Here is a 25,283-nt window from a genome sequence, read left to right as displayed (position 1 = left end):
CGATCGGGACCGGCGTTGGCCGGCGACGTCCTCAGACGGCGACGGGCGCGTCCTCGAAGGTCGCGGTGTCGATGACGGCGCGGAAGAACACCTCGCCGGCGACGACGCGGTCGTAGGCGGCGTCGACCTCGTCGACGGAGACGACCTCGACCTCGGCGCCGAAGCCGTGCTCGGCGCAGAAGTCCAGCATCTCCTGGGTCTCGGGGATGCCGCCGATGTTCGAGCCGGCGAGCACCTTGCCGCCGCCGATGATCGAGCCGAAGCCGAGCGACTGCGCGGCCGGCGGGAGCCCCACGACGGCCATGACGCCGCGCGGGGTGAGCAGGCGCAGGTACGCGTCGACGTCGATGTCCGCGCTGATCGTGTTGAGGATCAGGTCGAACTCGCCGCGGTGCGCGGTGAAGAAGTCGTCCTCGGTGGTCGCGAGCACCCGAGCCGCGCCCAGGTCCATCGCGAGCTGCTCCTTCTTGAGCGAGCGGGAGAGCACGGTGACCTCGGCGCCCATGGCCGCCGCGATCTTCACACCCATGTGGCCGAGGCCGCCCATGCCGAGCACGGCGACCTTCTTGGCGGTGCCGTCGGCCCGCTTCTCGGCGGCGCCCCAGCGGGCGAGCGGCGAGTAGGTGGTGATGCCGGCGCACAGCAGCGGCGCCGCCTGCTCGAAGGAGAGGGCGTCGGGGATGCGGCACACGAAGCGCTGCTCGACGGTGACCTTCTGGGCGTAGCCGCCCTGGGTGATCGTGCCGTCGACGTCCTTCGCATTGTAGGTGCCGACGCTGCCGTTCAGGCAGTTGTTCTCGAAGCCGGCGAGGCACTGCTCGCACTCGCCGCAGGAGTTCACGAGGCAGCCGACGCCCACACGGTCGCCGACCTTCCAGTCGGTGACGGCGGAGCCGACGGCGGAGACGACGCCCGCGATCTCGTGGCCGACGGTGAGCGGGAAGTGCGCCTCGCCCCACTCGTTGCGGATGGTGTGGATGTCGCTGTGGCAGATGCCCGCGGCCTTGATGTCGATGACGACGTCGGTCTCGCGGGGGTCGCGACGCTCGATCTCGACGACGCGGTAGGGCTGGTCGGGCCCGGTCTTCTGCAGGGCCTTCACGGTGATGGACACAGGGGTCTCCTCGATGTCGGGATGATCGGGCAACCTCCTCAGACTAGACCCGTCAGGGCCTGTCCGGGAGGCGGGCCGGGCTCAGGAGAAGTGGTCGAATCCCACTCCGGGCACGGGGGCGCTGTCGAGCGTGACGAGGCCCTCCGGCCCGAGGGTGAACCTGCCCACGGCGCGGAACCCCGCCGGCACCGCCGCGGCGGCGGCGAGCATGAGGTGCTCCTCACCGCCGTGGAGCACCCAGTCCAGAGGCTCCGCGCCGAGCACGGACGCGAGCGGTCGCAGCGTCTCGACGTCGGCGGCGAGCAGCGCGGGGTCGAGGTCCACGGCGAGGCCGCTCGCCGCGGCGAGCCGGGCGCCGTCCCGCACGAGGCCGTCGGAGAGGTCCATCTGGGCGCTGACCGCTCCCCCGCTCCCCCAGCCGAGCGCGAGATCCGGGTCCGGGGCGTCGTGCCACTCGAGCAGCGCGGCGGCATCGGTCGCGGCGAGCTCCGGGTCCAGGCGGGCGGGGCCGTCGGCCGGGTCGTCGAAGGCGAGCGCGGCGCGGCCGGAGAGCGCGACGGCGAGGCCGCCGGCGGAGCGGCCGAGCCGCGGGCCGCCGACGACGAGCAGGTCGCCGGCGCGGGCCCCGTCCCGCCGGATCGACGGCTCCTCGCCCGGCAGGGAGCCCACCGCGGTGATCGTCACGGAGAGCTGCTCGGCGCCGCCGAGGTCCCCGCCGACGACGCTCGCCCCCCAGGCCGCGGCGCGCTCGGCGATCCCCGCGGTGATCTGCTCGAAGGTCGAGGGCGGCTCGTCCGACGGGGCGGAGATCGCGACGACGAGCGCCTGCGGGCGCGCGCCCATCGCGGCGACGTCGGCGAGGTTCTGGATCGCGGCCTTGCGGCCCACCCGCCGCGCGCTCGTCGTGGTGCGCAGGAAGTCGTGACCCTCGACGAGGGAGTCGGTGGTGATGACCAGGCGCGGGGAGTCCAGCCGCAGCACGGCGGCGTCGTCACCCGGGCCCACCTCGGTGCGCGGGTCGACGGGGAGCTGCGGGAGCATCCGGGCGAGCAGCCCGGCCTCGCCGATCTGCGCGTGCCGCGCGTGGGAAGCCATGCTCCCAGTGTGCCGGATCCTCGGCACGTACCCTGGTGGGGTGCGTGCTCCTCGACCTCTGACCGCCGCCGTGATCGGCGGGATCGCCCTGGGCCTCGCGGGCTGCGGGACGGTGAGGGTCCCCGCCGGCCCCGAGGCCGGGGATCCCACCTGCGCCGGCGTGGTGCTCGGCGCCCCGGACGAGCTGCTGGGGCTGCCGCGTGCGGAGACCTCCAGCCAGGGCACGATCGCCTGGGGCTCCGGGGAGGACACGATCGTGCTGCGCTGCGGGGTCACCCCGCCCGGGCCGACGACGGACCTGTGCACGCGCCTCGAGGACTCGAGCGGCGTGCAGGTCGACTGGATCGTGCGGGAGCAGGACGACCTGGTCTTCTACACGACCTACGGCCGCTCCCCCGCGATCGACATCTCGGTGCCGCGGGCGGTGGCCCCGGACCAGCCCTCCGCGGCCGCCCTGGACCTGGGGCAGCTCGTCACGACGAACGTCGACGCCACCGATCACTGCGTGGGCGCGGAGGACGTCTCCTGACCCCTGCCCCCGCGGGCGCGGCCGCCCGCCGGGGCGTCAGCGGGAGCCGAGGGGGCGCGCGAGGGCCTGCTCGAGCAGGTCGGTGATCAGCGCCGTGTACTCCACACCCATGTTCCTCCAGAGCACGGGGAACATCGAGTAGGGCGTGAAGCCGGGCATCGTGTTGACCTCGTTGACGACGACCTCGCCGGTCTCCGTGACGAACACGTCCACGCGCGCGAGCCCCTCGAGGCCCAGGGCGGTGAAGGCGCGGGATGCCACCTCGCGCACCTCCTCGAGGGCGGCGTCCGGGAGCGCGGCGGGCACGTCGATCTCGACGGTGCCCTTGCCGAAGTACTTCGCCTCGTAGTCGTAGAAGGCGAGGTCCTCGCCGATCCGCACCTCGCCGGGGACGGTGGTGCGCACCTCGCCGCCGTCCCGCGGGCCGAGCACCCCGCACTCGACCTCGCGGCCGGTGACGCCCTCCTCGACGAGGACCTTGGGATCCTCCGCGAAGGCGGTCTTCATGGCGTGCTCGAGCTCCTCGGGGCGGGTCACCTTGGACACGCCGAGGCTCGACCCGGCGCGGGCCGGCTTCACGAACCACGGCAGCGCGTGGTGCTTCTCGAGGTGGGCGAGGACGGCGTCCGCCTCCTGCGCCCAGTGGTCCTCGCGGACCACGATGCCGGGGGCGCAGGGCAGCCCGGCGGCGCGCAGCGCCTGCTTCGTCGCGGCCTTGTCCATGCAGGAGGCGGAGGCGAGCACGCCGGATCCGACGTAGGGCACGTCGAGGAGCTCGAGCATGCCCTGGAGCGTGCCGTCCTCGCCGTAGGGGCCGTGCAGCAGCGGGAGGACCACGTCGACGTCCGCGAGCGGCACCACGCGGCCTGACCCGTCGACCGTGCGCAGCGTGATCGGCTCGCCGGGACGGTGGCGGGTCGAGGGCAGGAGCACCTCGGCGCCGTGGTCGCCGACGGTCGGCGTCCGACCGGAGACGAGGGTCCAGTCCGCGGGGTCGTCGGAGGCCTGCACCCAGCGGCCCTCGGGCGTGATGCCGACGGCGACGACGTCGAAGCGCTCGCGGTCGATCGCCGCGAGGATGCCGCCGGCGGTGACGCAGGAGATCCCGTGCTCGCCGCTGCGGCCGCCGAACAGGAGTGCCACTGTGGTTCTCATAGGGGGAACCCTAGTCACTCCGGGCGCACCGACCGTGACAGCAGGGCCGCTGTGACCTGGTCGATCCTCGCGCCGTCGTCGACGACGGCGACGACGGACCGGGTGATCGGCATGTCCACGCCCAGGCGCTCGGCGAGGGAGGCGACGGCGCGGGCGGTCGCGACGCCCTCCGCGGTCGAGCCCACGCGCTCGGCGGCGGCCTCGACGTCGAGCCCCTGGCCGAGGGCGAGGCCCAGGCGGTGGTTCCGCGAGAGCGGGGAGGAGCAGGTCGCGACGAGGTCCCCCATGCCCGCGAGACCGGCGAAGGTCTCGCGGTGCCCGCCGAGCGCGACGCCGAGCCGGGTGATCTCGGCGAGGCCGCGGGTGATGAGGGAGGCGGTCGTGTTGTGCCCGTGCCCGAGTCCCGTCGCCGCGCCCACGGCGATCGCGATGACGTTCTTCACGGCTCCCGCGATCTCGACGCCGGTGACGTCGACCGAGGTGTACGCGCGCAGGTACGGGGCGGCGCAGGCCTCGGCGACGGCCGCGGCGCGCGCGGCGTCCGGGAAGGCGATGACGCTGCCGCAGGGGCGGCGCTGCAGGATCTCCGCGGAGAGGTTGGGGCCGGAGAGGACGCCCACGAGCGCCGGGTCCACGCGGCCCGCCTGCGCGATGATCTCGCTGACCCGTGCGTCGGTCCCCCGCTCGATCCCCTTGACGAGGGAGAGCTGCGGGACGGCCGGCAGGGGCGAGGCGAAGGAGCCGAGGGTCGCGCGGAGCTGCTGGGCGGGGACGGCGACCGCGACCGCGTCGACCCCCTCGAGCGCCTCCTCGGGGCGTGAGGTCGCGGTGATCGCCGAGGGCAGCTCGTGCTCGCCGAGGTAGTCCGGGTTGCGGTGCTCCGCGGTGATCAGCCCGGCGATCTCGGCGCGGCGGGCCCACACGGTGACCTGGGCGCCGGAGTCCGCGAGGACCTGCGCGAAGGTCGTGCCCCAGGCGCCCGCGCCGAGCACCGCCCAGCGGGTCATCGGCCGGCCCCCGTCGCGTGCGCGGCGCGGGCCTGCTCGAGCGCCTCGGTGCGCAGGCTCGCGGCGGCCGCCGCGTCCCGCAGCACGGCGCGGTCCTCGGCGTCGAGCCGGTGACCGGCCTCGGGGCGCACGGGGTCGCGGCGCGGGTCGTGGAGCACGGCGGGCGGCTCCTCGCCGCGCGTCTCGCCGAGGAGCGCGGCGATCGCGGCCATGAGCTGCTCGGTGAGCCGCTGGGCGGCGGCGTGCTCCGTCTCCCCCGGGCCGCGGAGCGCCGGGATCGGGGCGCCGATCCGCATGGTCAGGGTGCGCCGGGGCACGGGACGCGGCAGCGCGCGGCCCACGGGCCAGGCGCGGCGCGAGCCCCAGGCGGCGACGGGGACGAGCGGGGCCCCGGTCGAGAGCGCGAGCCGGGCGGCGCCGGTGCGGGCCTGCATGGGCCATTCCTCCGGGTCCCGGGTGTAGGTCCCCTCGGGGAAGACCATCATGATCTCGCCGCGCTCGAGGGACTCGCGGGCGCTCGCGAGGGCATCGCGCCCGTCGCGGCTGCCGCGGTGCACGGGCACCTGGCCGCTCGCGCGCAGCAGCGCGCCCAGCACGGGCACGTCGAACATGGATCCCTTGGCGAGGAAGCGCGGGGCGATGCCGGAGGCCTGCAGCAGGTGGCCGTATGCGAGCGCGTCGAAGGGACCCATGTGGTTGCCCGCGAGGATCGCCCCGCCGCGCTCGGGCAGGTGCTCGCGGCCGATCCACACGGGACGCGCGATCGCCGTGACGAGCGGCCGCAGCGGGATCTGCGCGAGGCGGATGACCGCCGGGGAGCGGCGCTCGGGCGGCCGCGCGGAGCCCAGGTCCCAGCTCCGACGCCGGCTGATCCCCCGTCGGGCGCTGCGCGCGGGACGTCCGACGGAGTCGCGTCGCGTCATCTCAGGAGTCGAGGGCGCGCCGGTCGCGGCCGCGGCCCAGGCTCCGCCGCGACGGGCCCGTCGCGAGCGCGCCGCGACGCCGCAGGGTGGCGGGGGCGCGGCGGGCGAGGGTGTTCACGGCCGCCGCATGCATGAGCCGGCGCGGGGCATACGCGAGGCGACCGCGGATCGAGCGGTACTTCACGGCGGTCGTCACCTGCAGCAGCTGCCCGCCCGGCAGGAGCGCCACGCCGATCCGCACGCGGAGGTTCTCGTCGTCGTCCTTGATGAGCGCCTCGGAGCCCACGACCTCGTCGGCCACGTACTCCTTCTCCGGCGGCGGCACCATGTCCATGAGCCGCACGGCCTCGTCCCGCAGGGCGAGCAGGCCGCGGCGGGACAGCGGCGTGTTCTCGTGGGAGAAGATCGCCTCCGCCCACACCCGCGGATCCGTCTCGTCGACCCCGCGGGTGGGGACGATGACCACGTCGCAGTAGTCCGGGACGGGGATGTCCCGCAGGGCGAGCGAGCTCGCCGGCGAGGGGACCTGCTCCCCCGCCCGGGGGCCGACGGCGTCGCTCATCTGCTCAGTCCTCCCAGAAGTCCGCGCCGAGCGCGGTCAGCTTGTCGCGGAACTGCTCGTAGCCGCGGTCGATGAGGTCGATGCCGTGGATCGAGGAGACGCCCTCCGCGCCGAGCGCGGCGACGAGGTAGGAGAAGCCGCCGCGGAGGTCCGGGACGGTGATCTCGGCGCCGTGCAGGGGCTTGGGGCCCGAGATCACGGCGGAGTGGTTGTAGTTGCGGCGCCCGAACCGGCACGAGGAGCCGCCGAGGCACTCGCGGTACACCTGGATGTGGGCGCCCATGTCGTTGAGCGCGGAGGTGAAGCCGAGCCGGTTCTCGTAGACCGTCTCGTGGACGATCGAGATGCCGTCGGCCTGGGTGAGGGCGACGACGAGCGGCTGCTGCCAGTCCGTCATGAGCCCGGGGTGGACGTCGGTCTCCACGGCGATCGCGCGCAGCGGGGTGCCCGGGTGGTAGAAGCGGATCCCCGCCTCGGTGATGTCCATCCCGCCGCCGATCTTCCGGAAGGTGTTCAGGAAGGTCGACATCGGCTTCTGCTGGGCGCCGCGCACGAGCACGCTGCCCTTGGTGGCGAGGGCGGCGCAGGCCCAGGAGCCGGCCTCGATGCGGTCCGGGAGGGCCACGTGCTCGTAGCCGCCCAGGCGGTCCACGCCCTCGATGATGATCGTGCGGTCCGTCTGCACGGTGATGAGCGCGCCCATCTTCTGCAGCACGGAGATGAGGTCCTCGATCTCCGGCTCGACGGCCGCGTTGGACAGCACGGTCACGCCCTGCGCGCGCACGGCGGTGAGCAGCACCTGCTCCGTCGCGCCGACGCTCGGGTACTCGAGCGCGATCGTCGTGCCCTGGAGGCCGGACGGCGCGGTGATGTAGATGCCCATCTCGCGCTTGTCCACGACCGCGCCGAAGCTGCGCAGCACGTCGAGGTGGTAGTTGATGGGGCGGTCGCCGATCCGGCAGCCGCCGAGGTCCGGGATGATCGCCTCGCCGAGGCGGTGCAGCAGCGGGCCGCAGAAGAGGATCGGGATGCGGGAGCTGCCCGCATGGGCGTCGATCTCCGTGGCGTGGGCGCGCTCGACGTTCGAGGGGTCCATCCGGATCACGCCGCCGACGACGTCCCGCTCGACCTTCACGCCGTGGATCGCGAGCAGGTCGGAGACGATCTGCACGTCACGGATGTCGGGGACGGAGTGGAGCACGCTGGGCTCCTCGCCCAGCAGCGCCGCGACCATGGCCTTCGAGACCAGGTTCTTCGCTCCGCGGACGGTGATCTCGCCGTCGAGGGGCCGTCCTCCGCGCACATGGAAAGTCGAGCTCATGGTGTCCTTGCTTCGCTGGACAGGCGCCCGGGCGCCTGGTGACTGACCGGCACACCCTACCGGAGGGGGGTGGGGGCTCCCCGCGACGCGGGTCACTCCCCACCCCTCCGATGGTCGAGGACCTCTCAGGCGTCCTCGGCGATGCGGGCCGGGAGCGTCTTCGGCATCCAGGAGGGACGCGTCGCCTCGAAGGCGGTGATGTCCTCCTCGTGGCGCAGGGTGAGGCCGATGTCGTCGAGCCCCTCCATGATCCGCCAGCGGGTGTAGTCGTCGATCTCGAAGGGGAACACGGCGCCCGTGTCCCCGGCGTGGACCTGTCGCTCGGCGAGGTCCACTGTCACCTCGGTGCCCGGGTTCTCCTCGAGGATCTTCCAGAGCTGCTCGATGTCGTCCTGCGTGAGCTGGGCGGCGACGAGGCCCTGCTTGCCCGCGTTGCCGCGGAAGATGTCCGCGAAGCGGCTCGAGAGCACGGCCTTGAAGCCGTAGTCCCGCAGCGCCCACACGGCGTGCTCGCGGGAGGAGCCGGTGCCGAAGTCGGAGCCGGCGACGAGCACGCTGCCGCGCGAGTACGGCTCGCGGTTCAGCACGAAGTCGGGGTCGTTCGCGCGCCAGGCGTTGAACAGGCCGTCGTCGAAGCCGGTCTTGGTGACCCGCTTGAGGTAGACGGCCGGGATGATCTGGTCGGTGTCGACGTTGCTGCGGCGCAGCGGGACGCCGATGCCGGTGTGCGTGGTGAAGGCTTCCATGGTGGTGCTCCTCAGGCGGTGGGCTGGAGGTCCGACGGGGAGGACAGGGTGCCGCGGATCGCGGTCGCCGCGGCCACCACCGGGGAGACCAGGTGGGTGCGACCCCCCTTGCCCTGGCGGCCCTCGAAGTTGCGGTTGGACGTGGAGGCGGCGCGCTCGCCCGGCTTCAGCTGGTCCGGGTTCATGCCCAGGCACATCGAGCAGCCGGCCTGGCGCCACTCGGCTCCGAAGGCGAGGAAGACCTCGTGCAGGCCCTCCTGCTCGGCCTGGACGCGCACGCGGGCGGAGCCCGGGACGACCATGACCCGCACGTCGGGATGCTTCTCGCGGCCCTTGACGGTCTCGGCGAAGGCCCGGAGGTCCTCGATGCGGCCGTTGGTGCACGAGCCCATGAAGACCGTGTCGACCTTGATGTCCTTGAGCGGGGTGCCGGGGACGAGGTCCATGTAGGCCAGCGCGTTCTCGGCGGCGGTGCGCGAGGTGTCGTCGGTGAAGTCCTCGGGGGCGGGGACGCTCGCGGAGAGCGGGAGACCCTGGCCGGGGTTCGTGCCCCAGGTGACGAAGGGCTCGAGCTCGTCGGCGTCGATGTGCACCTCGGCGTCGAAGACGGCGTCGTCGTCGCTGCGCAGGGTGCGCCAGTAGGCGACGGCCTCGTCCCAGTCCGCGCCCTTCGGCGCGTGGGGGCGACCCTTCACGTACTCGAAGGTGGTCTCGTCCGGGGCGATCATGCCGGCGCGGGCGCCCGCCTCGATGGACATGTTGCAGACGGTCATGCGCCCCTCCATGGAGAGGGAGCGGATCGCCTCGCCGCGGTACTCGAGCACGTAGCCCGCGCCGCCGCCGGTGCCGATCCTCGCGATGACGGCGAGGATGACGTCCTTCGCGGTGACGCCCGGCTTGAGGGTGCCGTCCACGGTGATCGCCATGGTCTTGAAGGGCTTGAGCGACAGCGTCTGGGTGGCGAGCACGTGCTCGACCTCGGAGGTGCCGATGCCGAATGCGAGCGCACCGAACGCGCCGTGGGTCGAGGTGTGCGAGTCGCCGCAGACCACGGTGATGCCCGGCATGGTCAGGCCCAGCTGGGGTCCCACGACGTGGACGATGCCCTGGTCCTTGTCGCCGAGGGAGTGGATGCGCACGCCGAACTCCTCGGCGTTGCGGCGCAGGGTGTCGATCTGGGTGCGCGAGGTGAGGTCCGCGATCGGCTTGTCGATGTCGATCGTGGGGGTGTTGTGGTCCTCGGTGGCGAGCTGCTGGTCCACGCGGCGGGGCCGGCGCCCCTCCTGCCGGAGGCCGTCGAAGGCCTGGGGGCTGGTCACCTCGTGGAGGAGCTGGAGGTCGATGTAGAGCAGGTCCGGTTCGCCGTTCTCACCGCGGCGGACGACGTGGTCCTGCCAGACCTTCTCCGCGAGCGTGCTCGCCATGTCTTTCCCTCCTCGCGCCCGGGGTGCGGGCACTGAATCTCGGCGCCGCGAGGGTCCGCGACGGCCACGCCCGGGATCGGGCGCAGGACAAGTCTTGGGCGGTGCCGGACACGTCGCACTTGCGTCTCACCAAATAAGACGGCAGTATCGGAGCATGGACAACACCCCGTCGGAGGAGAACGGCAGCGGCGTCGGCGTGCTCGACAAGGCCGCGATCGTGCTCGGAGCCCTCGAGGCCGGCCCCGCCACCCTCGCCCAGCTCGTCCAGTCCACCGGACTGGCCCGCCCCACCGCGCACCGCCTCGCCGTGGCACTCGAGTACCACCACCTGGTCTCGCGCGACATGCAGGGCCGCTTCGTGCTCGGCCCGCGACTGGGCGAGCTCGCGGCCGCCGCCGGCGAGGACCGCCTGCTCGCGGCCGCCGGCCCCGTGCTCGCCGCCCTCCGCGACCACACCGGGGAGTCCGCCCAGCTCTACCGCCGCCAGGGCGACCACCGCATCTGCGTCGCCGCGGCCGAGCGCCCGATCGGACTGCGGGACTCCGTGCCGCTCGGCGCCGCTCTCACGATGAAGGCCGGCTCCGCGGCGCAGATCCTCCTGGCCTGGGAGGAGCCGGACCGTCTCCACCGCGGCCTGCTCGGCGCCCGCTTCACCGCGACCCAGCTCTCCGCCGTGCGCCGTCGCGGCTGGGCGCAGTCCATCGGGGAGCGCGAGCCCGGCGTGGGCTCCGTCTCCGCGCCGGTGCGCGGACCCAACGGGCGCGTCGTCGCGGCGCTCAGCATCTCCGGCCCGATCGAGCGCATCACCCGCCAGCCGGGCCGCCTCCACGCGGCCTCCGTGATGAGCTCCGCGAACCACCTCACCGAGACGCTCCGCCGCGCCGGCGCCTGACCCCGCCGAACTCCGCCCCGTCAGGCGTCCTCCCCCGCACAGGAGCCCCCGTCCCCGCCGTCAGGCGTGGGCGGGGGCTCCGTCGTCCGGTGAGGGCGGAGGCTCCGCCGTCAGGAGCGCTCGATCCAGACGGGCGTGTTCGCGTACCGCAGCACGGTCACCAGCTGGCGCGGCGCATGGACGCGGGACGCATCCTTGGCGGACCGCTCCCCCGCCACCACCATGAGGCTCGCCCCCTCGCTCGCGTGCACGAGCTCGCGGGCCGTCTCCGCGGAGGCGATGACCACGTCCCGCACGTAGACCTGCGGGTGCGTGCGACCGAGCCGGTCCCGCACCGCGCCGAGGACGTGCTGCGCCTCGTCCGGTGAGGTCATCGCCCGCACGATGAGGACCAGGTCGCGACCCCAGGCCGCGGCGAGATCCGCGGCGCGCTGCTCGTTCGCATGATCCTCGCCGTGGTCCACGAGCCCGATCGGGCCGTCACCGTCGATGTCGCCGCGCACCACGACGACCGGGCAGTGGGACTTCGCCGCGAGCGCGAGGGACTTCGAGCCCACCACGAGCGTGAGCAGACGGCCCAGACCGCGGCCGCCGACGACCATGAGATCGGACTCGTCGCTCGCCTCGACGAGCACGGGCACGGCATTGCCGTCGACGATCTGCGAGGTGATCGGGACGTCCGGGGCGATCTCGCGCGCGATCCTCACGGCCTCGACGATGAGGGCGTTCGCGGCGGAGCGGATGCCGGAGCCGGAGAGACCCGGCACGGGGTCGGTGTTGACGTCCAGCTCGGTCCACACGAAGGCGTGGAGGAGATGGAGGGTGCCGCCCGTGTGCTGCGCGTGCCGGGCGGCCCAGCGGACGGCGTCGTCCGCCTCGGGGGCGTCGAAGACGCCGACGGTGATCCTCGGAGCTGTGGCCTGCGTCATATCCCGACGATACGCCGGGTTCGACGCCCTGGCCAGGGCCACCGCCCCAGGAACGGAAGAAGCCGGTGTCCGTGGACACCGGCTCAGCCGTACCCCGTACCGGATTTGAACCGGTGTTACCGCCGTGAGAGGGCGACGTCCTGGGCCGCTAGACGAACGGGGCGTTCGGGAGCCCGAGGGCTCCTCACGGGTCGCGAGCGATCCGTGTCGTACCCCGTACCGGATTTGAACCGGTGTTACCGCCGTGAGAGGGCGACGTCCTAGGCCGCTAGACGAACGGGGCGCGGGCCAAGCAGCCGAAGCTGCGAAGCGCTGGGGTACCAGGACTCGAACCTAGAATGACGGTACCAGAAACCGTTGTGTTGCCGATTACACCATACCCCATGGTGAGAGCACGTTTCCGAAGCTTCCCGTGCCGTCCGAGCCTCTGGTGTGACTCGTCCGATCCGGTCTGCCGCGGGGGCCGTACCGAGAGACAACATTAGCGGGTCCGCGCCGGATGGACAAAGCGAGAGGGCCGTTTCGGGCTGTGAGCCTCGGCACCCCGGCTGGTCACGCGCCGTTCACCCGCCTGCGGATGAACGGCGCGCGGCCTGCCGGGGCATGGCCGGAGCCTGCTCAGGCCTCCGCGGCGGCTGCGAGGCGGTCGCGGAGCGCGCGCAGCCGCGCGAGGCTCGAGGGGCGCCCCAGGAGCTCCATGGACTCGAACAGCGGCGGGGAGATGCGGCGGCCCGAGATCGCGCTGCGCAGCGGCCCGAAGGCGAGGCGCGGCTTGATCCCCATGTCCTCGACGATCGCGGCGCGCAGCACCTCCTCGAGGGTCGCGGCGGCGAAGGAGTCCGCCGGCACCGTCTCGACCTCGGCGATCGCGCGGTCGAGCACGGCGACCGGGTCGTCGCCGAGCTTCTTCAGGGCGTCGTCCTGCACGACCAGGTCGGCATCGGCCACGAAGAGGAAGCGCAGCATGTCCGGCGCCTCCCCCAGCAGGTTCATGCGCGGCTGGACGAGCGGCGTCGCCGCCACGAGCATCGCGTGCTGCTCCGGGGTGACGGGGTCGGAGACGACGCCCGCCTCCTGGAGGTGGGGCACCATGCGCTCGGTGAACTCCGCGGGGTCCAGCAGGCGCATGTGGTCCGCGTTGATCGCGGTGGCCTTCTTGAAGTCCACGCGGGCGGGGTTGGGGTTGACGTCGGACGCGTCGAAGCGCTCGACCATCTCCTCGCGGGAGAAGACGTCCTGGTCCGCGCTGTAGCCCCAGCCCAGCAGGGCGAGGTAGTTGACCATGCCCTCGGGCAGGAAGCCCTGCTCGCGGTAGAGGAAGAGGTTGGACTCGGGGTCGCGCTTGGAGAGCTTCTTGCTGCCCTCGCCGAGCACGTACGGGAGGTGCCCGAACCGCGGGATCACATCGGTCACGCCCACGGAGATGAGCGCCCGGTACAGGGCGATCTGCCGCGGGGTCGAGGAGAGCAGGTCCTCGCCGCGCAGCACGTGGGTGATGCCCATGAGGGCGTCGTCGACCGGGTTCACGAGCGTGTAGAGCGGCTGGCCGTTCGCACGGACCACGACGAAGTCCGGGGTGGCCCCGGCCTTGAAGGTGATCTCGCCGCGCACCATGTCCTCGAAGGTGATGTCCTCGTCGGGCATGCGCAGGCGCCACACGGGCTCGCGGCCCTCCGCGCGGAACGCGGCCTTCTGCTCCTCGGTGAGGTCGCGGTCGGAGCCGTCGTAGCCGAGCTGCGGGTCGCGGCCCGCGGCGCGATGGCGCTCGGCGATCTCCTCCGCCGTGGAGTAGGACTCGTAGATGTGGCCGCCCTCGCGGAGCTTCGCGATGACGTCCTGGTAGATGTCGCCGCGCTGGGACTGGCGGTAGGGGCCGTGCGGGCCGCCCACCTCGACGCCCTCGTCCCAGTCGATGCCGAGCCAGCGCATGGCGTCGAGCAGCTGGTGGTAGGACTCCTCGCTGTCGCGCGCGGCGTCGGTGTCCTCGATGCGGAAGATCAGCTTGCCGCCGTGGTGGCGGGCGTGGGCCCAGTTGAACAGGGCCGTGCGGACCATGCCCATGTGCGGGGTGCCGGTGGGACTGGGGCAGAACCGCACGCGGATGTCCGCGCCGGTGGCCTCGGTGACGGGGGCGGGCGCGGGGGCGTTGGGGGTCACAGGGAGGTCCTCCTGAGGACGGGGTTGGTCAGGGTGCCGATGCCCTGGATGGTCACGTCGATGCTCGAGCCGGCCTCGACGGAGCGGACGCCGGCCGGGGTGCCGGTGAGGACGACGTCGCCGGGCAGCAGGGTGACGACGCGGGAGATCTCCGCGATGAGCTCGGGGACGGAGCGGAGCATGTCCGCGGTGATGCCGTCCTGGGCGGTCTCTCCGTCCACGCTCGAGGAGATCGCGAGGGCGGCGGGGTCGAGGTCGGTCTCGATCCAGGGGCCGATCGGGCACGAGGTGTCCCAGGCCTTGGCCCGGAACCACTGCTTCTCCCCACGCTGGGTGTCCCGCGCGGTGAGGTCGTTCGCGCAGGTGTAGCCGAGGACCACGTCCTCCACCTGCTCGGGCTCGAGATCCTTGGCCATCCGCTGGATGACCACGGCGAGCTCCGCCTCGAGGCTCACCTCCTCGCTGTAGGCGGGCAGCACGATCGGGTCGCCGGGGCCGACGACGGCGGTGTTGGGCTTGAGGAAGTACAGGGCCTGGTCCGGCACCTCGTTGCCGAGCTCGGCGGCGTGCGCGGCGTAGTTGCGGCCGACGCACACCACCTTCGATCGCGGGATGACGGGTGCCAGCAGGCGGACGTCCTCGAGCGGATGGATCTTCCCGGTGGGGCGGATCTCGGTGTACAGGGGATCGCCGGTGATGCCGTAGACCATGTCCCGGCCGTCCTTCTCCTGGACGATCCCGTACATCGGGTCCTCACCGGTGGTGAATCGAGCGATGCGCATGGGCGCCAGTCTAGGCCCGGGGCGGATCCGCCCCTCCCGCTGCCGGGGGCGGTGAGCCGGCCGTCGCGAGGCTGGACAGGTCGTGACGCCGCGCCCATTCTTGAAATATCAACAAGATTGCGCGAGGAGCCCGATGAGCACCGCAGCCACCCCATCCGTCCCCCGGCCCGTCAGCTTCGGCCTGGACACCTTCGGCGACGTGAGCGTCGACGCCCATGGCCGCAGCGTCGGCCACGCACAGACCCTGCGGGACGTCGTCGCCCAGGCCGAGCTCGCCGACAGCGTCGGCATCGACCACTTCTCCGTCGGCGAGCACCACCGCCCCGACTTCGCCGTGAGCGCACCGGACATGGTCCTCGCCGCGATCGCGAGCCGCACCGAGCGGATCACCCTCGGCACCGCCGTGATCGTGCTGAGCTCCGACGACCCGCTGCGCCTCTACGAGCGCTTCTCGACCCTCGACGCCCTCTCCGGCGGGCGCGCAGAGCTCACGGTGGGCCGCGGCTCCTTCACCGAGTCCTTCCCCCTGTTCGGCCACTCGCTCCAGGACTACGAGACCCTCTTCGAGGAGAAGCTCGACCTGCTCGCCACCGCGCTGCGCGAGCGCCCCCTCAGCTGGTCGGGCAGCTTCCGCACCCCGCTGAAGGACCAGGAGCTGTTCCCGCCGCTCGAGCGCGAGCTGCCCACCTGGGTCGCCGTGGGCGGGAGCCCGGCCTCCGTGGTGCGCACGGCCCGCCACGGCCTGCCCCTCATGCTCGCGATCATCGGCGGCTCCCATGAGCGCTTCGCGCCCTACGTCGAGCTGTTCCGCGAGGCGAGCGGCCAGCTGGGCACCGGGATCCTGCCCGTGGGCGTGCACTCCCCCGGCCACGTCGCCGCGACCGACGCGGAGGCGCGCGAGCAGGTCATGTCCCACTGGATCGGCCAGCGCAACACGATCGGGGCGGAGCGCGGCTGGGGATCCTCGGGCCCCGAGGAGTTCGACGCCGAGATGCACCATGGCGCCCTCTACGCAGGCTCCCCCGAGACCGTGGCCCGCAAGATCGCCCGCACCGTGCAGGACCTCGGCCTGGACCGCTTCGACCTCAAGTACGCGAACGGGCCGGTCCCCCACGAGCAGCTCATGACCTCGATCGGGCTGTACGGCTCGGAGGTCATCCCGCGGGTGCGTAAGCTGCTCGCGCAGGGAGCCTCCGACGCCGCGATGCCGCGCCGCTCCCCCGGTCGCTGACCTCCGCGGGATCGGCCCGCCCCGCCCGGCGTCGAGCACCCCTCCGGGGTGGGACCTATCCTGGCGTCTCTCCCGCGCCACGTCCGTAACGGCGAGCACCCCGCCTCGAAGGAGCGCCACGATGCCCGACCCTGCGCCGCACGTCGGGCCGCGGCTCGTCTACCGCGCGGGGCCCGGCATCCTCTACCGGGTCGCCGTGGGCATCCTGCTCGCGGGCCTCGCCGTCGCGTTCCTCGGCTGTGCATCGATGTCGCTCCTCAGGCCGGAGCGACCTCGCGTGCTCCTGGCGACCCTCCTGGTCGCCGCGTTCCTCCTTCTCGGCACAGGCGTCGCGCTGCTCCTGCGCCCCGCGTTCATCGTCACCACCGAAGGCATCACGGTGCGCGGCTACGTGCGCACGCGGCGAATGGACTGGGCCTCGATCGCGCACGTGGAGGTGGACCGGTCCTTCTTCGACCGAGGAGCGACCGTGGTCGTGCTCCGGGACGGCCGACGCGTGCGGTGCGCGCTCACCGGCTCACGGTTCGCCCTGCACCGCGGGGAGAGCGTGTTCGACCACGGCTCCGACCTCATGCAGCCCGCGCGTCCCACCCGGGCGGCGATCGACGCCCATCGATGGTGGCTGCGGGGCGGGCGCTGAGCGCGGTCGGTCACGCCCAGGAGCCGGGACCGGCGGGCCGCTGGCACACTGCTGGGATGACCGTCCCTCCCCCGCTCCGGCGGATCCCCGCCGACGAGGCGCGCGAGGAGCGCCGTGCCCACGAGGAGCGGGCCGACGTGCTCACCGCCGGCCACCGCGAGCGCCGGCGCCGCGGGGAGAAGCATCCGGTCGAGGACTTCCTGTTCACCTACTACCCGTTCTCCGCCGCGCGCCTGCGCCGCTGGCACCCTGGGGCCGGCGCCGCGTACGACGCCGCCGCGGATCACGATGAACACGGGGAGAGCGTGATCGCGGATCTCGCCGAGGACGGCTCCCGCTCCTGGTACGTCGACCTGGCCGACGGCCCCACGACCTGGCGGCGCGCGGACGTCGAACGCTTCCGCACCGAGCGCGCGAGCGCCCTGGGATTCATCCAGCGCCTGCTCTCCTCCTCGACGCTCGCCGCACGTCGGCCCGAGTTCGGCTGCTTCGGCCTGCACGAGTGGGCGATGGTCCACGGACTGCGCCCCGGGCAGCAGCGTCACGAGGACCTCCCGCTGCGGCTCGGCCAGGAGGAGACCGACGCGGTCGTCGAGAGGGAGCAGCTCGTGTGCTCCCACCTCGACGCGTACCGGTTCTTCACGCCGAGCGCCGCACCGCGCAACGCGATCACCCCGACCCGCGAGCGCCAGGTCGAGCTCGACAACCCCGCCTGCCTGCACGTGGGGATGGACCTGTACAAGTGGGCGATGAAGCTGGGCCCGCTCGTGGACTCCGCGCTCGTGCTCGACTGCTTCGAGCACGCGCGCGCCACACGGGTGCTGGACATGGAAGCGAGCCCGTACGACGTGCGCCCGCTGGGCTACGGGGTGGTCCCGATCGAGACCCCCGGCGGGAAGGCGGAGTACGTGCGCCGCCAGCGGGAGCTTGCCGCCGGTGCGGACGCCCTGCGGGGGCGGCTGCTGGAGCAGCTCGCTCCGTTCACCGCCGACGCCTGAGATGCCGAGGGCCGGCATCCCCTGGGGATGCCGGCCCTCGATCAGGAGGAGGGGCGTGCTCAGAGCGCACCGGCCTCCGCGTACGCGGACTGCGCGTCGGCGCCGAAGTACGGGCCGTACATGACGTTCTTCTGGGTGTTGTAGCCGAAGCTGTTCACCGAGTTCTGGGCCCCGTCGCCGAGGAACCAGGGGCCGCCGGAGGAGCCGCCGGTCATGTCGCAGGAGATGCCCTGGGACTGGGTGTCGCCGATCGTGTCGTCGCTCGCGGTGCCGGAGCAGGACTCGAGGGACTCGCCGTCGAAGGGCGCGGCGGCCGGGTAGCCGTAGGACGTATACGACGCGCCGCGGGCCTGGTTGAAGGCGATCGCGGTGGTGCCGACGGTGGACTCGAGGGTCGCGGTGCCGCTCTCCGGCTCGACCTTCGCGAAGGCGACGTCGTAGCTGATGTCCTCGTCGGAGACCCACTGGTCGGTCGAGACGAGATCCGTCGCGGCCCAGGTGCCGTAGGGGGCGTCGCCGTGGTCGTAGCCGGGCACGAAGACCCAGTTGGTGGCCCAGGTGCCGGCGTCGTTCACGCAGTGACCGGCGGTCGCCACGGTCGAGCCGTTGCCGGAGGCGACGGCGTTGCCGGAGCAGACGTAGTCCACGCCGCCCTGGGTGAAGAAGACCTTGCCCACGGTGTCCTTGGCCGCGGCGGCGGCCTGGGGCTTCTTGCCCTTCTCCGCACTCTTGCCGGCGACGGTCTGGGGCTTGCCCTTCTCGACGGCGTCGGTGACCGGGGAGTCCTCGGGGGCGAGGTCCTCCGCGGGGACGGCGGACTCCATGCGGGAGGCGGTCCAGTACTCGTGGGCGTCGGACTGCGCGCTCGAGGAGAGCGTGGTGCGCTCGCTGTCCGGACCGTCGGCGGCGGCGATGCCGGCGCCGCCCACGGCGAGTCCGGCGACCAGGGCGGCGCCGCCCAGGAGTCGGGAGCAGCGGCGGAGGAGAGGGCGTTGCGTCACGGTGGTGCCTTTCGACAGGTTCCTGGGGAGGGATGACGACCTCGGGAGGCCGTGGCGGCAACCTACGTCACGTGACGGAGGTCACCCGTCCGTTCGTTCCGGCTCCTCCCGGTCCGCCCGGATCACCATCACCGCCCGTCGACTACTCCTCGGTAGCCAAGCCCTCCCCCGCCCCCTCCGAGCGGCCGTCGCCATCGCCGCAGGTCGCTCCGCACTCCGTCGCCCCGTCACCCGAGGGGCTCTCGATCCACGAGCCGTCATGATCACGATCAGGTAACGATCGCTCGAACGGGGCGGGTCGCGCGGCGGCCCGTCGCTCCTCGTCCCAGTGCTCGACCGCGCCCTCCCCCGCTCTCTGCTGCTCGGTGAGCGAGGGGTCCTCGGATCGTCGTGCCGGCATCGTCGTCCTTCCGTCGCAGGAGGCACCGCAGTGCCCGGGCGCTCGAGGGTAGCCGCCCGGGCGCCCCGGCCCTGGCAGACTGGACCCATGCCTGCGCTGACCCCGTTCCTGCCCCCCGACCTCGACGGAGACGGTCAGGACGCGATCGTCGACGGCTTCATCTCCGCGCAGGAGTCGCAGGGCCGCACCCTCTACCCCCACCAGGAGGAGGCCCTGCTCGCGATCGCGGCCGGCGACCACGTCATCGCCGCGACCCCCACCGGCTCCGGCAAGACCACGATCGCCTACGCCGCGATCTTCGCCGCCCTCGCCCGCGGGGAGCGCGCCTACTACACGGCCCCCATCAAGGCCCTGGTCTCGGAGAAGTTCTTCGACCTCGTCGCCCAGTTCGGCGCCGAGCGCGTCGGCATGATGACGGGCGACTCGAGCGTCAACCACGACGCCGAGATCATCGTCTGCACCGCCGAGATCTTCGCCAACCACGCCCTGCGCGACGGCCCCTCCTCCGACGTGGGCCTCGCCGTCATGGACGAGTTCCACTACTACGGCGACCCCCAGCGCGGATGGGCCTGGCAGGTGCCGCTCGTCGAGCTCCCCCGCTGCCAGTTCGTGCTCATGAGCGCGACCCTCGGCGACGTGACCTTCTTCGAGGAGGATCTCCTGGAGCGCACCGGCCGCGAGGTCACCACGATCGCCGACGCGCCCCGGCCCGTGCCGCTCGACTTCCGCTGGGCCCTCGAGCCGCTGCCGGACACGATCGCGACGATCCTGCAGGACCGCGACGCCCCCGTGTACATCGTCCACTTCACCCAGAAGGACGCGCTCGAGCAGGCGCAGGCGCTGCTGGGCCAGAAGATCCTCTCCACCGAGGAGAAGCAGCAGGTCCGCGACATCATCGGCGACTTCCGCTTCGCCAAGGGCTTCGGGCAGGTGCTCTCCAAGCTCGTGCGCGAGGGCATCGGCGTCCACCACGCCGGCATGCTCCCGAAGTACCGCCGGCTCGTGGAGAAGCTCGCGCAGTCCGGCCTGCTGAAGATCATCTGCGGCACCGACACGCTCGGCGTCGGCATCAACGTCCCGATCCGCACCGTGCTCCTCACCGGCCTCGCGAAGTTCGACGGCAAGCGCATGCGGCTGCTGAACTCGCGCGAGTTCCACCAGATCGCCGGCCGTGCGGGCCGCGCCGGCTACGACACCGTCGGGCATGTGGTCGTCCAGGCGCCCACCTGGACGATCGAGTTCGAGCGCGAGCGGGCCAAGCAGCGCGCCCGGGAGGAGGCCGGGAAGGCCCCCAACAGCGCGAAGAAGCGCAAGAAGGAGCCCAAGCCCCGGATCCCCGAGGGCGCCGTCTCGTGGTCCGAGGAGAACCTCACCAAGCTCGTCGAGAACGCGCCGGAGCCCCTGCGCCCGCACCTGCGGATCACCCCGTCGATGGAGCTCGCGCTCATCGCCCGCCCCGGGAACGCCGTGAGCGCCGCCCGGCACCTCATCATGACCAGCCACCAGACGACGCGGCAGAAGCTCGCCCTGGTCACGCAGGCCGCCGAGATCTTCCGCGGGCTCAAGGACGCCGAGATCGTCCAGCTGCTGCCGGAGGCGGACCACCTGGGGCGGCGGCTCGCGCTCGTCGAGGACCTCCAGCTCGACTTCACGATGAACCAGCCGCTCGCGCCCTTCGCGATCGCGATGATCGACTCCCTCGACGAGGAGTCGCCGACCCTCGCCATGGACACCGTCACGATCATCGAGTCCGTCCTCGAGGATCCCCGGCAGATCCTGCTCGCCCAGCAGAACGCCGCCAAGGGCGAGCTGCTCGCCGAGCTCAAGGCCGACGGCGTCGAGTACACCGAGCGGATGGCGCGGCTGGACGAGGTCACCTGGCCGAAGCCGATGGCGGAGGAGCTCGAGGCCGCCCTCGAGATCTACCGCCGCACCCGGCCCTGGGTGCGCGCCGAGGACCTCTCCCCCAAGTCCGTGGTGCGCGAGATCCACGAGACCGGGCAGACCTTCAGCGAGTTCGTCCAGCGCTACGGGCTGCAGCGCTCCGAGGGCATCGTGCTGCGGTACCTCTCCGACGCCTACCAGGCCATGCGCCGCACGATTCCCCAGGACCTGCGCACCGAGGAGCTCGAGGACACGATCGAGTGGCTCGGCGTGCTCGTGCGCGGCATCGACTCCTCGCTCCTGGACGAGTGGGAGGCGCTCACCCACCCCGAGGACGGCCCCGGCGCCGAGGAGGAGGTGCGGCCCAGCTCGCCGCGCGGCCTCTCCGCCCAGACCAAGGTGCTGCGCACCATGGTGCGGGCCGCGATGTGGCAGCGGGTCGAGCACTTCGCCTTCGAGCGCGAGGAGCGCCTCGCCCAGTTCGACGGCGCCGCCGGCTGGGACCGCCGCGCCTGGGCGGACGCCATGGACGCCTACTACGACGCCTACGACGAGGTCGGCATCGACGGCCCTGCCCGCTCGCCCCAGCTGCTGCAGATCGCCGAGGAGTCGAAGGTGTGGCGGATCCGCCAGGTCCTCGACGACCCCGACGGGAACCACGACTGGGCGATCGAGGCGGAGCTCGACCTCGAGGCGACCGACGAGGCCGGCGAGCCGGTGCTCACGATCACCCACGTGGGGGACATGAGCTCCCGCTGAGTCAGCGGCGGCTCATGCGCACGGTGAGGACCATCGCCCCGACCGCCGCGAGGAGCAGCAGCGCGAGCGCCGGCGCATAGCTGCCGAGGCCCTGCATCGTCGCGGCCATGAGCAGCGGCGGGACGAACCCGCCGAGACCGCCGGCGGCGCCGACCACACCCGTCACGGCGCCGATCTCCCCTGCCGGGGCGACCCGGGCGACGAGCGCGAACACCGCGCCGGCGCCGAGGCCGAGGGCGCCGGCGGCGAGCAGGAGTGCGAGCGTGCCGGTGGGGGCGAGCGGCGGGTGCAGCGCGAGGACGGCGGCCGCGAGGGTCAGCGCCGCGTAGGAGACCAGGAGCGTGCGGGCGGCGGTGAATCGGTCCGAGAGCACACCGCCGAGCGGGCGCAGCAGCACCGCCATGACCACGAAGCCGGCCGTGCGCAGCGCGGCCTCCCCCGGCTCGAGGCCGTACCAGCGCACGAGCAGCGTGGGCAGGAAGACGGAGAACGCGACGTAGCCGCCGAAGGACAGCGCGTACAGCGCACTCGCCTGCCAGGTCACGGCCAGGCGGAGGGCCGCGGCCGTCGCCCGCGCGGGATCGCCGACGGCCGGGCGCCAGGTCGGGGCGGTGCGCATCGAGGTCGCCGCGACCGCGGCGAAGGCGACGAGCGCGGCGGCGGCCACGAGGAAGGGCGCCGCCTCTCCCCCGGCACGCACGAGCGGCACCGTGGTGAAGGCGGCGATCGCCGTGCCGCCCATGCTCGCCCCGTAGATGCCCGTCGCCATCCCGCGCCGCGAGGGCGGGAACCACGAGTTCACGTACGGGATGCCGATCGCGAAGGCCGTGCCGGCGATGCCGAGCATCAGCCCGCCGAGGAGGAGACCGGCGATCGAGTCCTGGCCGACGAGGCCGAGCAGCAGCACGGGCACGACGGCGGCGAGCGAGACGGCCGTGAACATGACCCGGCCGCCGAGCCGGTCCGTGAGGGCGCCGATCGGGACCCTCCCGAGCGCGCCGACGAGCACGGGCACGGCCACCACGAGGGAGGCGTCGGTGATCGTGCCGCGCTCCACGAGCACCGGCCCGAGCGGGCTCAGCAGCGCCCAGGCCCAGGAGCTCACGCCGAAGCCGAGGGTGGCGAGCACGAGGGCGCGCACCGCCCCGGCGGGCAGGGCGACGGTCGGCTCAGCGGGAGGGGCGAGGCCGACGGGCGCGGCCGGGTCGATCGGCGGGGCCAGATCGACCGTAGAGACGAGATCGGTGGAGGCGTCGAGATCGGCAGGCGTGGCGGGCGGGGCGAGCGGCGACGAGGTCACGGGGACTCAGCTCTCACGGGACGACGGGGTGAGCCCTCAGCCTGGGAGCGCCCGCGCGCCCGGACCAGCACCCCGGTCACCGGCAAGACCGTCGATCACGGTTCGGTCACGGAGCCCTCGAGGGCTCCGTGATCACGCCGCCCGGGGTCAGGCTGTCGCGTCGAGGTCCAGGTCCACCATGAGCTCGGCGGCGATCGCCTCGAGGGCCTCGCGCACCTCCGACTCGTCGGCCCCCTCGGGGAGGCGCACCACGGCCTCCGCCTCGAAGAGCATGCCGCCGCCCTCGGGCGCCTCGCGCGTGAGCGAGCGGAGGGAGTCGATGGTCGCGCCCTGGGAGTGCAGCGCCTCGGTCACCTCACGCACCATGCCCGTGCGGTCCTGGCCCAGCAGGGAGAGCACGAGGCCCATGCCCGCGGGGACACCGTCGGCGGCATCCTCCGGGTGCGCGGGCGCGGCCTCGACCTGGAGTCCCACGCCCGCCGCGAGGCCCGGCAGGGCGTCGAGGAAACCGGCCGCCCGCTCCTCGGGGAGGTCCACGCGGACGATGCCCGCGAACTTCCCGGCGAGGAGGGCGAGCTGGCTGTCCACCCAGCTCCCGCCGTGGTCGTCCACGGCCGCGGCGAGGGTGGACACGAGGCCGGGGCGATCATCGCCGATCGCGGTCAGCACATAGGTCAGCATGCGCCCCAGGGTAGCGCCCGGCACGCCCCGCGAGGCGGGTTCCCGGACCTGCCCGGGGCGGGGCGCGCGACCGGGGAGATCACGCAGGAGCCGGGGTCAGATGCCGAGCTTGTGGAACGCGTAGGTGTACGCGTCCACGATCGCCTCCCAGGCGGCGTCGATGATGTTCGTGCCCACGCCCACCGTGTGGAACTCGAGGCCCGCGCCGCCCGTGCGCACGAGCACCCGGGTCGTCGCGTCGGTGCCGTGGTGGGAGTCGAGGATGCGCACCTTGAAGTCCTGCAGCTCGAGCTCGTCGATCTGCGGGTAGGTCTCCAGGAGCCCGCGCCGCAGCGCCGTGTCCAGGGCGTTGACCGGTCCGTTGCCCTCGGCGATGGTGACCGAGCGCGAGCTCGGGTCGTCCGCCCGGGCGAGCAGGCGCACGGTCGCCTCGGTCTCGAGGGAGCCGTCGCGCAGCAGGTGCGAGGTCGCCCTCCAGGACTCGACCGAGAAGAACCGCGGCACGCGCCCCATCTCGTCGAGCAGGAGCAGCTCGAAGGAGGCGTCGGCCGCCTCGTAGGAGTACCCGGCTGCCTCGCGCTGCTTGACCGTGGTCGCGAGCCGCGCGAGCAGGTTCTTCTCCCCCGTGAGGTCGAAGCCCAGCTCGCGCCCCTTGAGCTCGATCGAGGCGCGACCGGCCATGTCGGAGATGATCATGCGCATGTCGTTGCCGACCTCGCGCGGATCGATGTGCTGGTACAGGTCCGGGTCCACCCGGATCGCGCTCGCGTGCAGGCCCGCCTTGTGGGCGAAGGCGCTCTGGCCCACGTACGGGCTGCGCGGGGAGACCGGCATGTTGACGATCTCCCCGATCGCGTGGGCGATGCGGGTGGAGTCCTCGAGCGCGGCCTCCGGCACGAGCTCGAGGCCCATCTTCAGCTGGAGGTCAGCGAGCATCGTGACGAGGTCGGCGTTGCCGGTGCGCTCCCCGTAGCCGTTGACGCAGCCCTGCACGTGGTCGATGCCGGCGCGCACCGCCGTGAGGGCGTTGGCGACCGCGCAGCCGGAGTCGTTGTGCGTGTGCACGCCGAGCCGCACCGGCGCATCGCCGACGGCGCTCCCCTCGCCCAGGCGCGCCCGGAGGTCCTCGACGATCTCGGTGACCTGGTGCGGGACCATGCCGCCGTTCGTGTCGCACAGCACCACGGCGCGGGCCCCGGCGGCGTGGGCCGCCGCGACCACGGAGGTCGTGTAGGCGGGGTCGTGGAGGAAGCCGTCGAAGAAGTGCTCCGCGTCCACGAACACCTCGCGCCCGAGCCCCACGAGGTGCTCGACCGTGTCCCGGACCATCGCGAGGTTCTCCTCGGCGGTGGTGCGCAGCGCGCCCGTCACGTGGCGCAGGTCCGACTTCGCGACGAGGGTGATCGTCGGCGCGCCGGAGTCCACGAGCGCCTGCACCTGCGGGTCCTCGGCGACCGCCACGCCGGCCTTGCGGGTCGCCCCGAAGGCCGCCAGGCGCGCGTGCCGCAGCTCGAGCTCGCCGGCGGCGCGGGTGAAGAACTCGGTGTCCCGCGGGACCGCGCCGGGCCAGCCGCCCTCGATGTAGGTCACGCCGAGCTCGTCGAGCAGGCGCGCCACGGCGAGCTTGTCCGCGACGGAGAGCGTGAGGCCCTCCTGCTGGGAGCCGTCGCGCAGCGTCGTGTCGTAGAGGTGGAAGCCCGGGATCGCGGTGGACGCGGAGCTCTCGGGGAGTGCGGGGGTCGTCGTCATCGGG

General features: G+C 73.0%; 22 protein-coding genes and 3 tRNA genes. 6 read left to right on the top strand and 19 right to left on the bottom strand.

Translation table 11 applies throughout. The annotated features are described in order from the left end of the window. Window positions 1-31: 31 nt before the first annotated feature. Both NLU66_RS10415 and thiL read right to left on the bottom strand, forming a co-directional pair. Window positions 32-1,114 carry an NAD(P)-dependent alcohol dehydrogenase gene (locus NLU66_RS10415; protein WP_259359628.1) on the bottom strand — a complete coding sequence of 361 codons (1,083 nt, stop codon included), beginning with the start codon at window positions 1,112-1,114 and terminating at the stop codon, window positions 32-34. Between the two features lie 81 nt (window positions 1,115-1,195). Continuing rightward, window positions 1,196-2,209: a thiamine-phosphate kinase gene (gene thiL, locus NLU66_RS10410; protein WP_259359627.1), complete on the bottom strand. Its 1,014-nt coding sequence runs from the start codon at window positions 2,207-2,209 to the stop codon at window positions 1,196-1,198. Window positions 2,210-2,249: 40 nt separating this feature from the next. Between thiL and NLU66_RS10405 the strand changes: the two genes are divergently transcribed. Further along, entirely contained in the window at window positions 2,250-2,738 is a 489-nt protein-coding gene (locus tag NLU66_RS10405; RefSeq protein ID WP_259359626.1) for a DUF3515 domain-containing protein, read from the top strand. Between the two features lie 36 nt (window positions 2,739-2,774). Here the strand turns inward: NLU66_RS10405 and NLU66_RS10400 are convergent, their stop codons facing one another. The 7 genes from NLU66_RS10400 to leuC all read right to left on the bottom strand — a co-directional run bounded on the left by NLU66_RS10400 (window position 2,775) and on the right by leuC (window position 9,876). After that, window positions 2,775-3,893 (bottom strand): D-alanine--D-alanine ligase family protein, encoded by a 1,119-nt coding sequence (locus NLU66_RS10400; protein WP_259359625.1) that lies wholly within the window; start codon window positions 3,891-3,893, stop codon window positions 2,775-2,777. A 14-nt stretch (window positions 3,894-3,907) separates the two neighbouring features. Next, entirely contained in the window at window positions 3,908-4,900 is a 993-nt protein-coding gene (locus NLU66_RS10395; protein WP_259359624.1) for an NAD(P)H-dependent glycerol-3-phosphate dehydrogenase, read from the bottom strand. After that, window positions 4,897-5,823: a lysophospholipid acyltransferase family protein gene (locus tag NLU66_RS10390; protein ID WP_259359623.1), complete on the bottom strand. Its 927-nt coding sequence runs from the start codon at window positions 5,821-5,823 to the stop codon at window positions 4,897-4,899. The genes NLU66_RS10395 and NLU66_RS10390 overlap by 4 nt, the downstream gene beginning before the upstream one ends. 1 nt (window position 5,824) lies before the next feature. Next, on the bottom strand, window positions 5,825-6,385 hold the full coding sequence (locus NLU66_RS10385; protein WP_259359622.1) for a DUF2867 domain-containing protein: 561 nt from the start codon (window positions 6,383-6,385) through the stop codon (window positions 5,825-5,827). Between the two features lie 4 nt (window positions 6,386-6,389). Further along, the gene (gene murA / locus NLU66_RS10380; protein ID WP_259359621.1) at window positions 6,390-7,706 is read right to left on the bottom strand and encodes a UDP-N-acetylglucosamine 1-carboxyvinyltransferase; all 1,317 of its coding nucleotides are present in this window, start codon (window positions 7,704-7,706) and stop codon (window positions 6,390-6,392) included. Between the two features lie 125 nt (window positions 7,707-7,831). Continuing rightward, on the bottom strand, window positions 7,832-8,452 hold the full coding sequence (leuD, locus tag NLU66_RS10375) for a 3-isopropylmalate dehydratase small subunit (protein WP_259359620.1): 621 nt from the start codon (window positions 8,450-8,452) through the stop codon (window positions 7,832-7,834). 11 nt (window positions 8,453-8,463) lie between these two features. Further along, complete coding sequence (gene leuC / locus NLU66_RS10370) at window positions 8,464-9,876, bottom strand: 3-isopropylmalate dehydratase large subunit (RefSeq protein ID WP_259359619.1); 1,413 nt, start codon at window positions 9,874-9,876, stop codon at window positions 8,464-8,466. 154 nt (window positions 9,877-10,030) lie between these two features. On the opposite strand from leuC, the gene NLU66_RS10365 reads away from it, so the two are divergent. After that, window positions 10,031-10,768, top strand: coding sequence for an IclR family transcriptional regulator (locus tag NLU66_RS10365; RefSeq protein WP_137770547.1), 738 nt, complete (start codon window positions 10,031-10,033; stop codon window positions 10,766-10,768). Window positions 10,769-10,878: 110 nt separating this feature from the next. On the opposite strand, the gene NLU66_RS10360 is transcribed toward NLU66_RS10365, so the two are convergent. From NLU66_RS10360 to NLU66_RS10335, 6 genes are all read right to left on the bottom strand, one after another. Beyond that, on the bottom strand, window positions 10,879-11,697 hold the full coding sequence (locus tag NLU66_RS10360) for a universal stress protein (RefSeq protein ID WP_259359618.1): 819 nt from the start codon (window positions 11,695-11,697) through the stop codon (window positions 10,879-10,881). A gap of 90 nt (window positions 11,698-11,787) precedes the next feature. Beyond that, window positions 11,788-11,860, bottom strand: a tRNA-Glu gene (locus tag NLU66_RS10355). Window positions 11,861-11,907: 47 nt separating this feature from the next. Continuing rightward, window positions 11,908-11,980, bottom strand: a tRNA-Glu gene (locus NLU66_RS10350). A 29-nt stretch (window positions 11,981-12,009) separates the two neighbouring features. Next, window positions 12,010-12,081: transfer RNA gene (locus tag NLU66_RS10345), tRNA-Gln, on the bottom strand. A 234-nt stretch (window positions 12,082-12,315) separates the two neighbouring features. Further along, a complete protein-coding gene (gltX, locus tag NLU66_RS10340) occupies window positions 12,316-13,854 on the bottom strand; it encodes a glutamate--tRNA ligase (protein WP_259359617.1) in 1,539 nt (512 codons plus the stop codon). After that, the gene (locus NLU66_RS10335; protein WP_259359616.1) at window positions 13,851-14,636 is read right to left on the bottom strand and encodes a fumarylacetoacetate hydrolase family protein; all 786 of its coding nucleotides are present in this window, start codon (window positions 14,634-14,636) and stop codon (window positions 13,851-13,853) included. The genes gltX and NLU66_RS10335 overlap by 4 nt, the downstream gene beginning before the upstream one ends. Window positions 14,637-14,769: 133 nt before the next feature. Here NLU66_RS10335 and NLU66_RS10330 point away from each other — a divergent pair, with 133 nt between their 5' ends. The 3 genes from NLU66_RS10330 to NLU66_RS10320 all read left to right on the top strand — a co-directional run bounded on the left by NLU66_RS10330 (window position 14,770) and on the right by NLU66_RS10320 (window position 17,505). Next, complete coding sequence (locus NLU66_RS10330) at window positions 14,770-15,867, top strand: Atu2307/SP_0267 family LLM class monooxygenase (RefSeq protein WP_259359615.1); 1,098 nt, start codon at window positions 14,770-14,772, stop codon at window positions 15,865-15,867. 121 nt (window positions 15,868-15,988) lie between these two features. Beyond that, entirely contained in the window at window positions 15,989-16,507 is a 519-nt protein-coding gene (locus tag NLU66_RS10325) for a PH domain-containing protein (RefSeq protein ID WP_259359614.1), read from the top strand. A gap of 56 nt (window positions 16,508-16,563) precedes the next feature. Beyond that, entirely contained in the window at window positions 16,564-17,505 is a 942-nt protein-coding gene (locus NLU66_RS10320; protein WP_259359613.1) for a 3-methyladenine DNA glycosylase, read from the top strand. A gap of 59 nt (window positions 17,506-17,564) precedes the next feature. On the opposite strand, the gene NLU66_RS10315 is transcribed toward NLU66_RS10320, so the two are convergent. Further along, on the bottom strand, window positions 17,565-18,506 hold the full coding sequence (locus NLU66_RS10315; protein ID WP_259359612.1) for a trypsin-like serine peptidase: 942 nt from the start codon (window positions 18,504-18,506) through the stop codon (window positions 17,565-17,567). Window positions 18,507-18,993: 487 nt separating this feature from the next. Here NLU66_RS10315 and NLU66_RS10310 point away from each other — a divergent pair, with 487 nt between their 5' ends. Continuing rightward, on the top strand, window positions 18,994-21,549 hold the full coding sequence (locus tag NLU66_RS10310; protein WP_259359611.1) for a DEAD/DEAH box helicase: 2,556 nt from the start codon (window positions 18,994-18,996) through the stop codon (window positions 21,547-21,549). 1 nt (window position 21,550) lies between these two features. On the opposite strand, the gene NLU66_RS10305 is transcribed toward NLU66_RS10310, so the two are convergent. The 3 genes from NLU66_RS10305 to cimA form a co-directional block, all read right to left on the bottom strand. Then, window positions 21,551-22,849 carry an MFS transporter gene (locus NLU66_RS10305; RefSeq protein ID WP_259359610.1) on the bottom strand — a complete coding sequence of 433 codons (1,299 nt, stop codon included), beginning with the start codon at window positions 22,847-22,849 and terminating at the stop codon, window positions 21,551-21,553. Window positions 22,850-22,996: 147 nt separating this feature from the next. After that, complete coding sequence (locus tag NLU66_RS10300; RefSeq protein ID WP_259359609.1) at window positions 22,997-23,530, bottom strand: glycine cleavage system protein R; 534 nt, start codon at window positions 23,528-23,530, stop codon at window positions 22,997-22,999. Between the two features lie 96 nt (window positions 23,531-23,626). Next, window positions 23,627-25,279 (bottom strand): citramalate synthase, encoded by a 1,653-nt coding sequence (gene cimA, locus NLU66_RS10295; RefSeq protein ID WP_259359608.1) that lies wholly within the window; start codon window positions 25,277-25,279, stop codon window positions 23,627-23,629. Between the last annotated feature and the right edge of the window lie 4 nt (window positions 25,280-25,283).

Source organism: Brachybacterium sp. NBEC-018, from assembly GCF_024860185.1.
Lineage (GTDB): Bacteria > Actinomycetota > Actinomycetes > Actinomycetales > Dermabacteraceae > Brachybacterium > Brachybacterium rhamnosum.
Note: the sequence above shows the minus strand (reverse complement) of the source record. Positions and strands in the feature narration are given on the sequence as shown.

Coding starts and splice junctions, on each gene's coding strand:
- thiL (WP_259359627.1), bottom strand. CDS start 2,209: ATGGCTTCCCACGCGCGGCACGCGCAGATCGGCGAGGCCGGGCTGCTC.
- NLU66_RS10400 (WP_259359625.1), bottom strand. CDS start 3,893: ATGAGAACCACAGTGGCACTCCTGTTCGGCGGCCGCAGCGGCGAGCAC.
- NLU66_RS10395 (WP_259359624.1), bottom strand. CDS start 4,900: ATGACCCGCTGGGCGGTGCTCGGCGCGGGCGCCTGGGGCACGACCTTC.
- NLU66_RS10390 (WP_259359623.1), bottom strand. CDS start 5,823: ATGACGCGACGCGACTCCGTCGGACGTCCCGCGCGCAGCGCCCGACGG.
- NLU66_RS10385 (WP_259359622.1), bottom strand. CDS start 6,385: ATGAGCGACGCCGTCGGCCCCCGGGCGGGGGAGCAGGTCCCCTCGCCG.
- murA (WP_259359621.1), bottom strand. CDS start 7,706: ATGAGCTCGACTTTCCATGTGCGCGGAGGACGGCCCCTCGACGGCGAG.
- leuD (WP_259359620.1), bottom strand. CDS start 8,452: ATGGAAGCCTTCACCACGCACACCGGCATCGGCGTCCCGCTGCGCCGC.
- leuC (WP_259359619.1), bottom strand. CDS start 9,876: ATGGCGAGCACGCTCGCGGAGAAGGTCTGGCAGGACCACGTCGTCCGC.
- NLU66_RS10365 (WP_137770547.1), top strand. CDS start 10,031: ATGGACAACACCCCGTCGGAGGAGAACGGCAGCGGCGTCGGCGTGCTC.
- NLU66_RS10360 (WP_259359618.1), bottom strand. CDS start 11,697: ATGACGCAGGCCACAGCTCCGAGGATCACCGTCGGCGTCTTCGACGCC.
- NLU66_RS10335 (WP_259359616.1), bottom strand. CDS start 14,636: ATGCGCATCGCTCGATTCACCACCGGTGAGGACCCGATGTACGGGATC.
- NLU66_RS10330 (WP_259359615.1), top strand. CDS start 14,770: ATGAGCACCGCAGCCACCCCATCCGTCCCCCGGCCCGTCAGCTTCGGC.
- NLU66_RS10325 (WP_259359614.1), top strand. CDS start 15,989: ATGCCCGACCCTGCGCCGCACGTCGGGCCGCGGCTCGTCTACCGCGCG.
- NLU66_RS10320 (WP_259359613.1), top strand. CDS start 16,564: ATGACCGTCCCTCCCCCGCTCCGGCGGATCCCCGCCGACGAGGCGCGC.
- NLU66_RS10310 (WP_259359611.1), top strand. CDS start 18,994: ATGCCTGCGCTGACCCCGTTCCTGCCCCCCGACCTCGACGGAGACGGT.
- NLU66_RS10300 (WP_259359609.1), bottom strand. CDS start 23,530: ATGCTGACCTATGTGCTGACCGCGATCGGCGATGATCGCCCCGGCCTC.
- cimA (WP_259359608.1), bottom strand. CDS start 25,279: ATGACGACGACCCCCGCACTCCCCGAGAGCTCCGCGTCCACCGCGATC.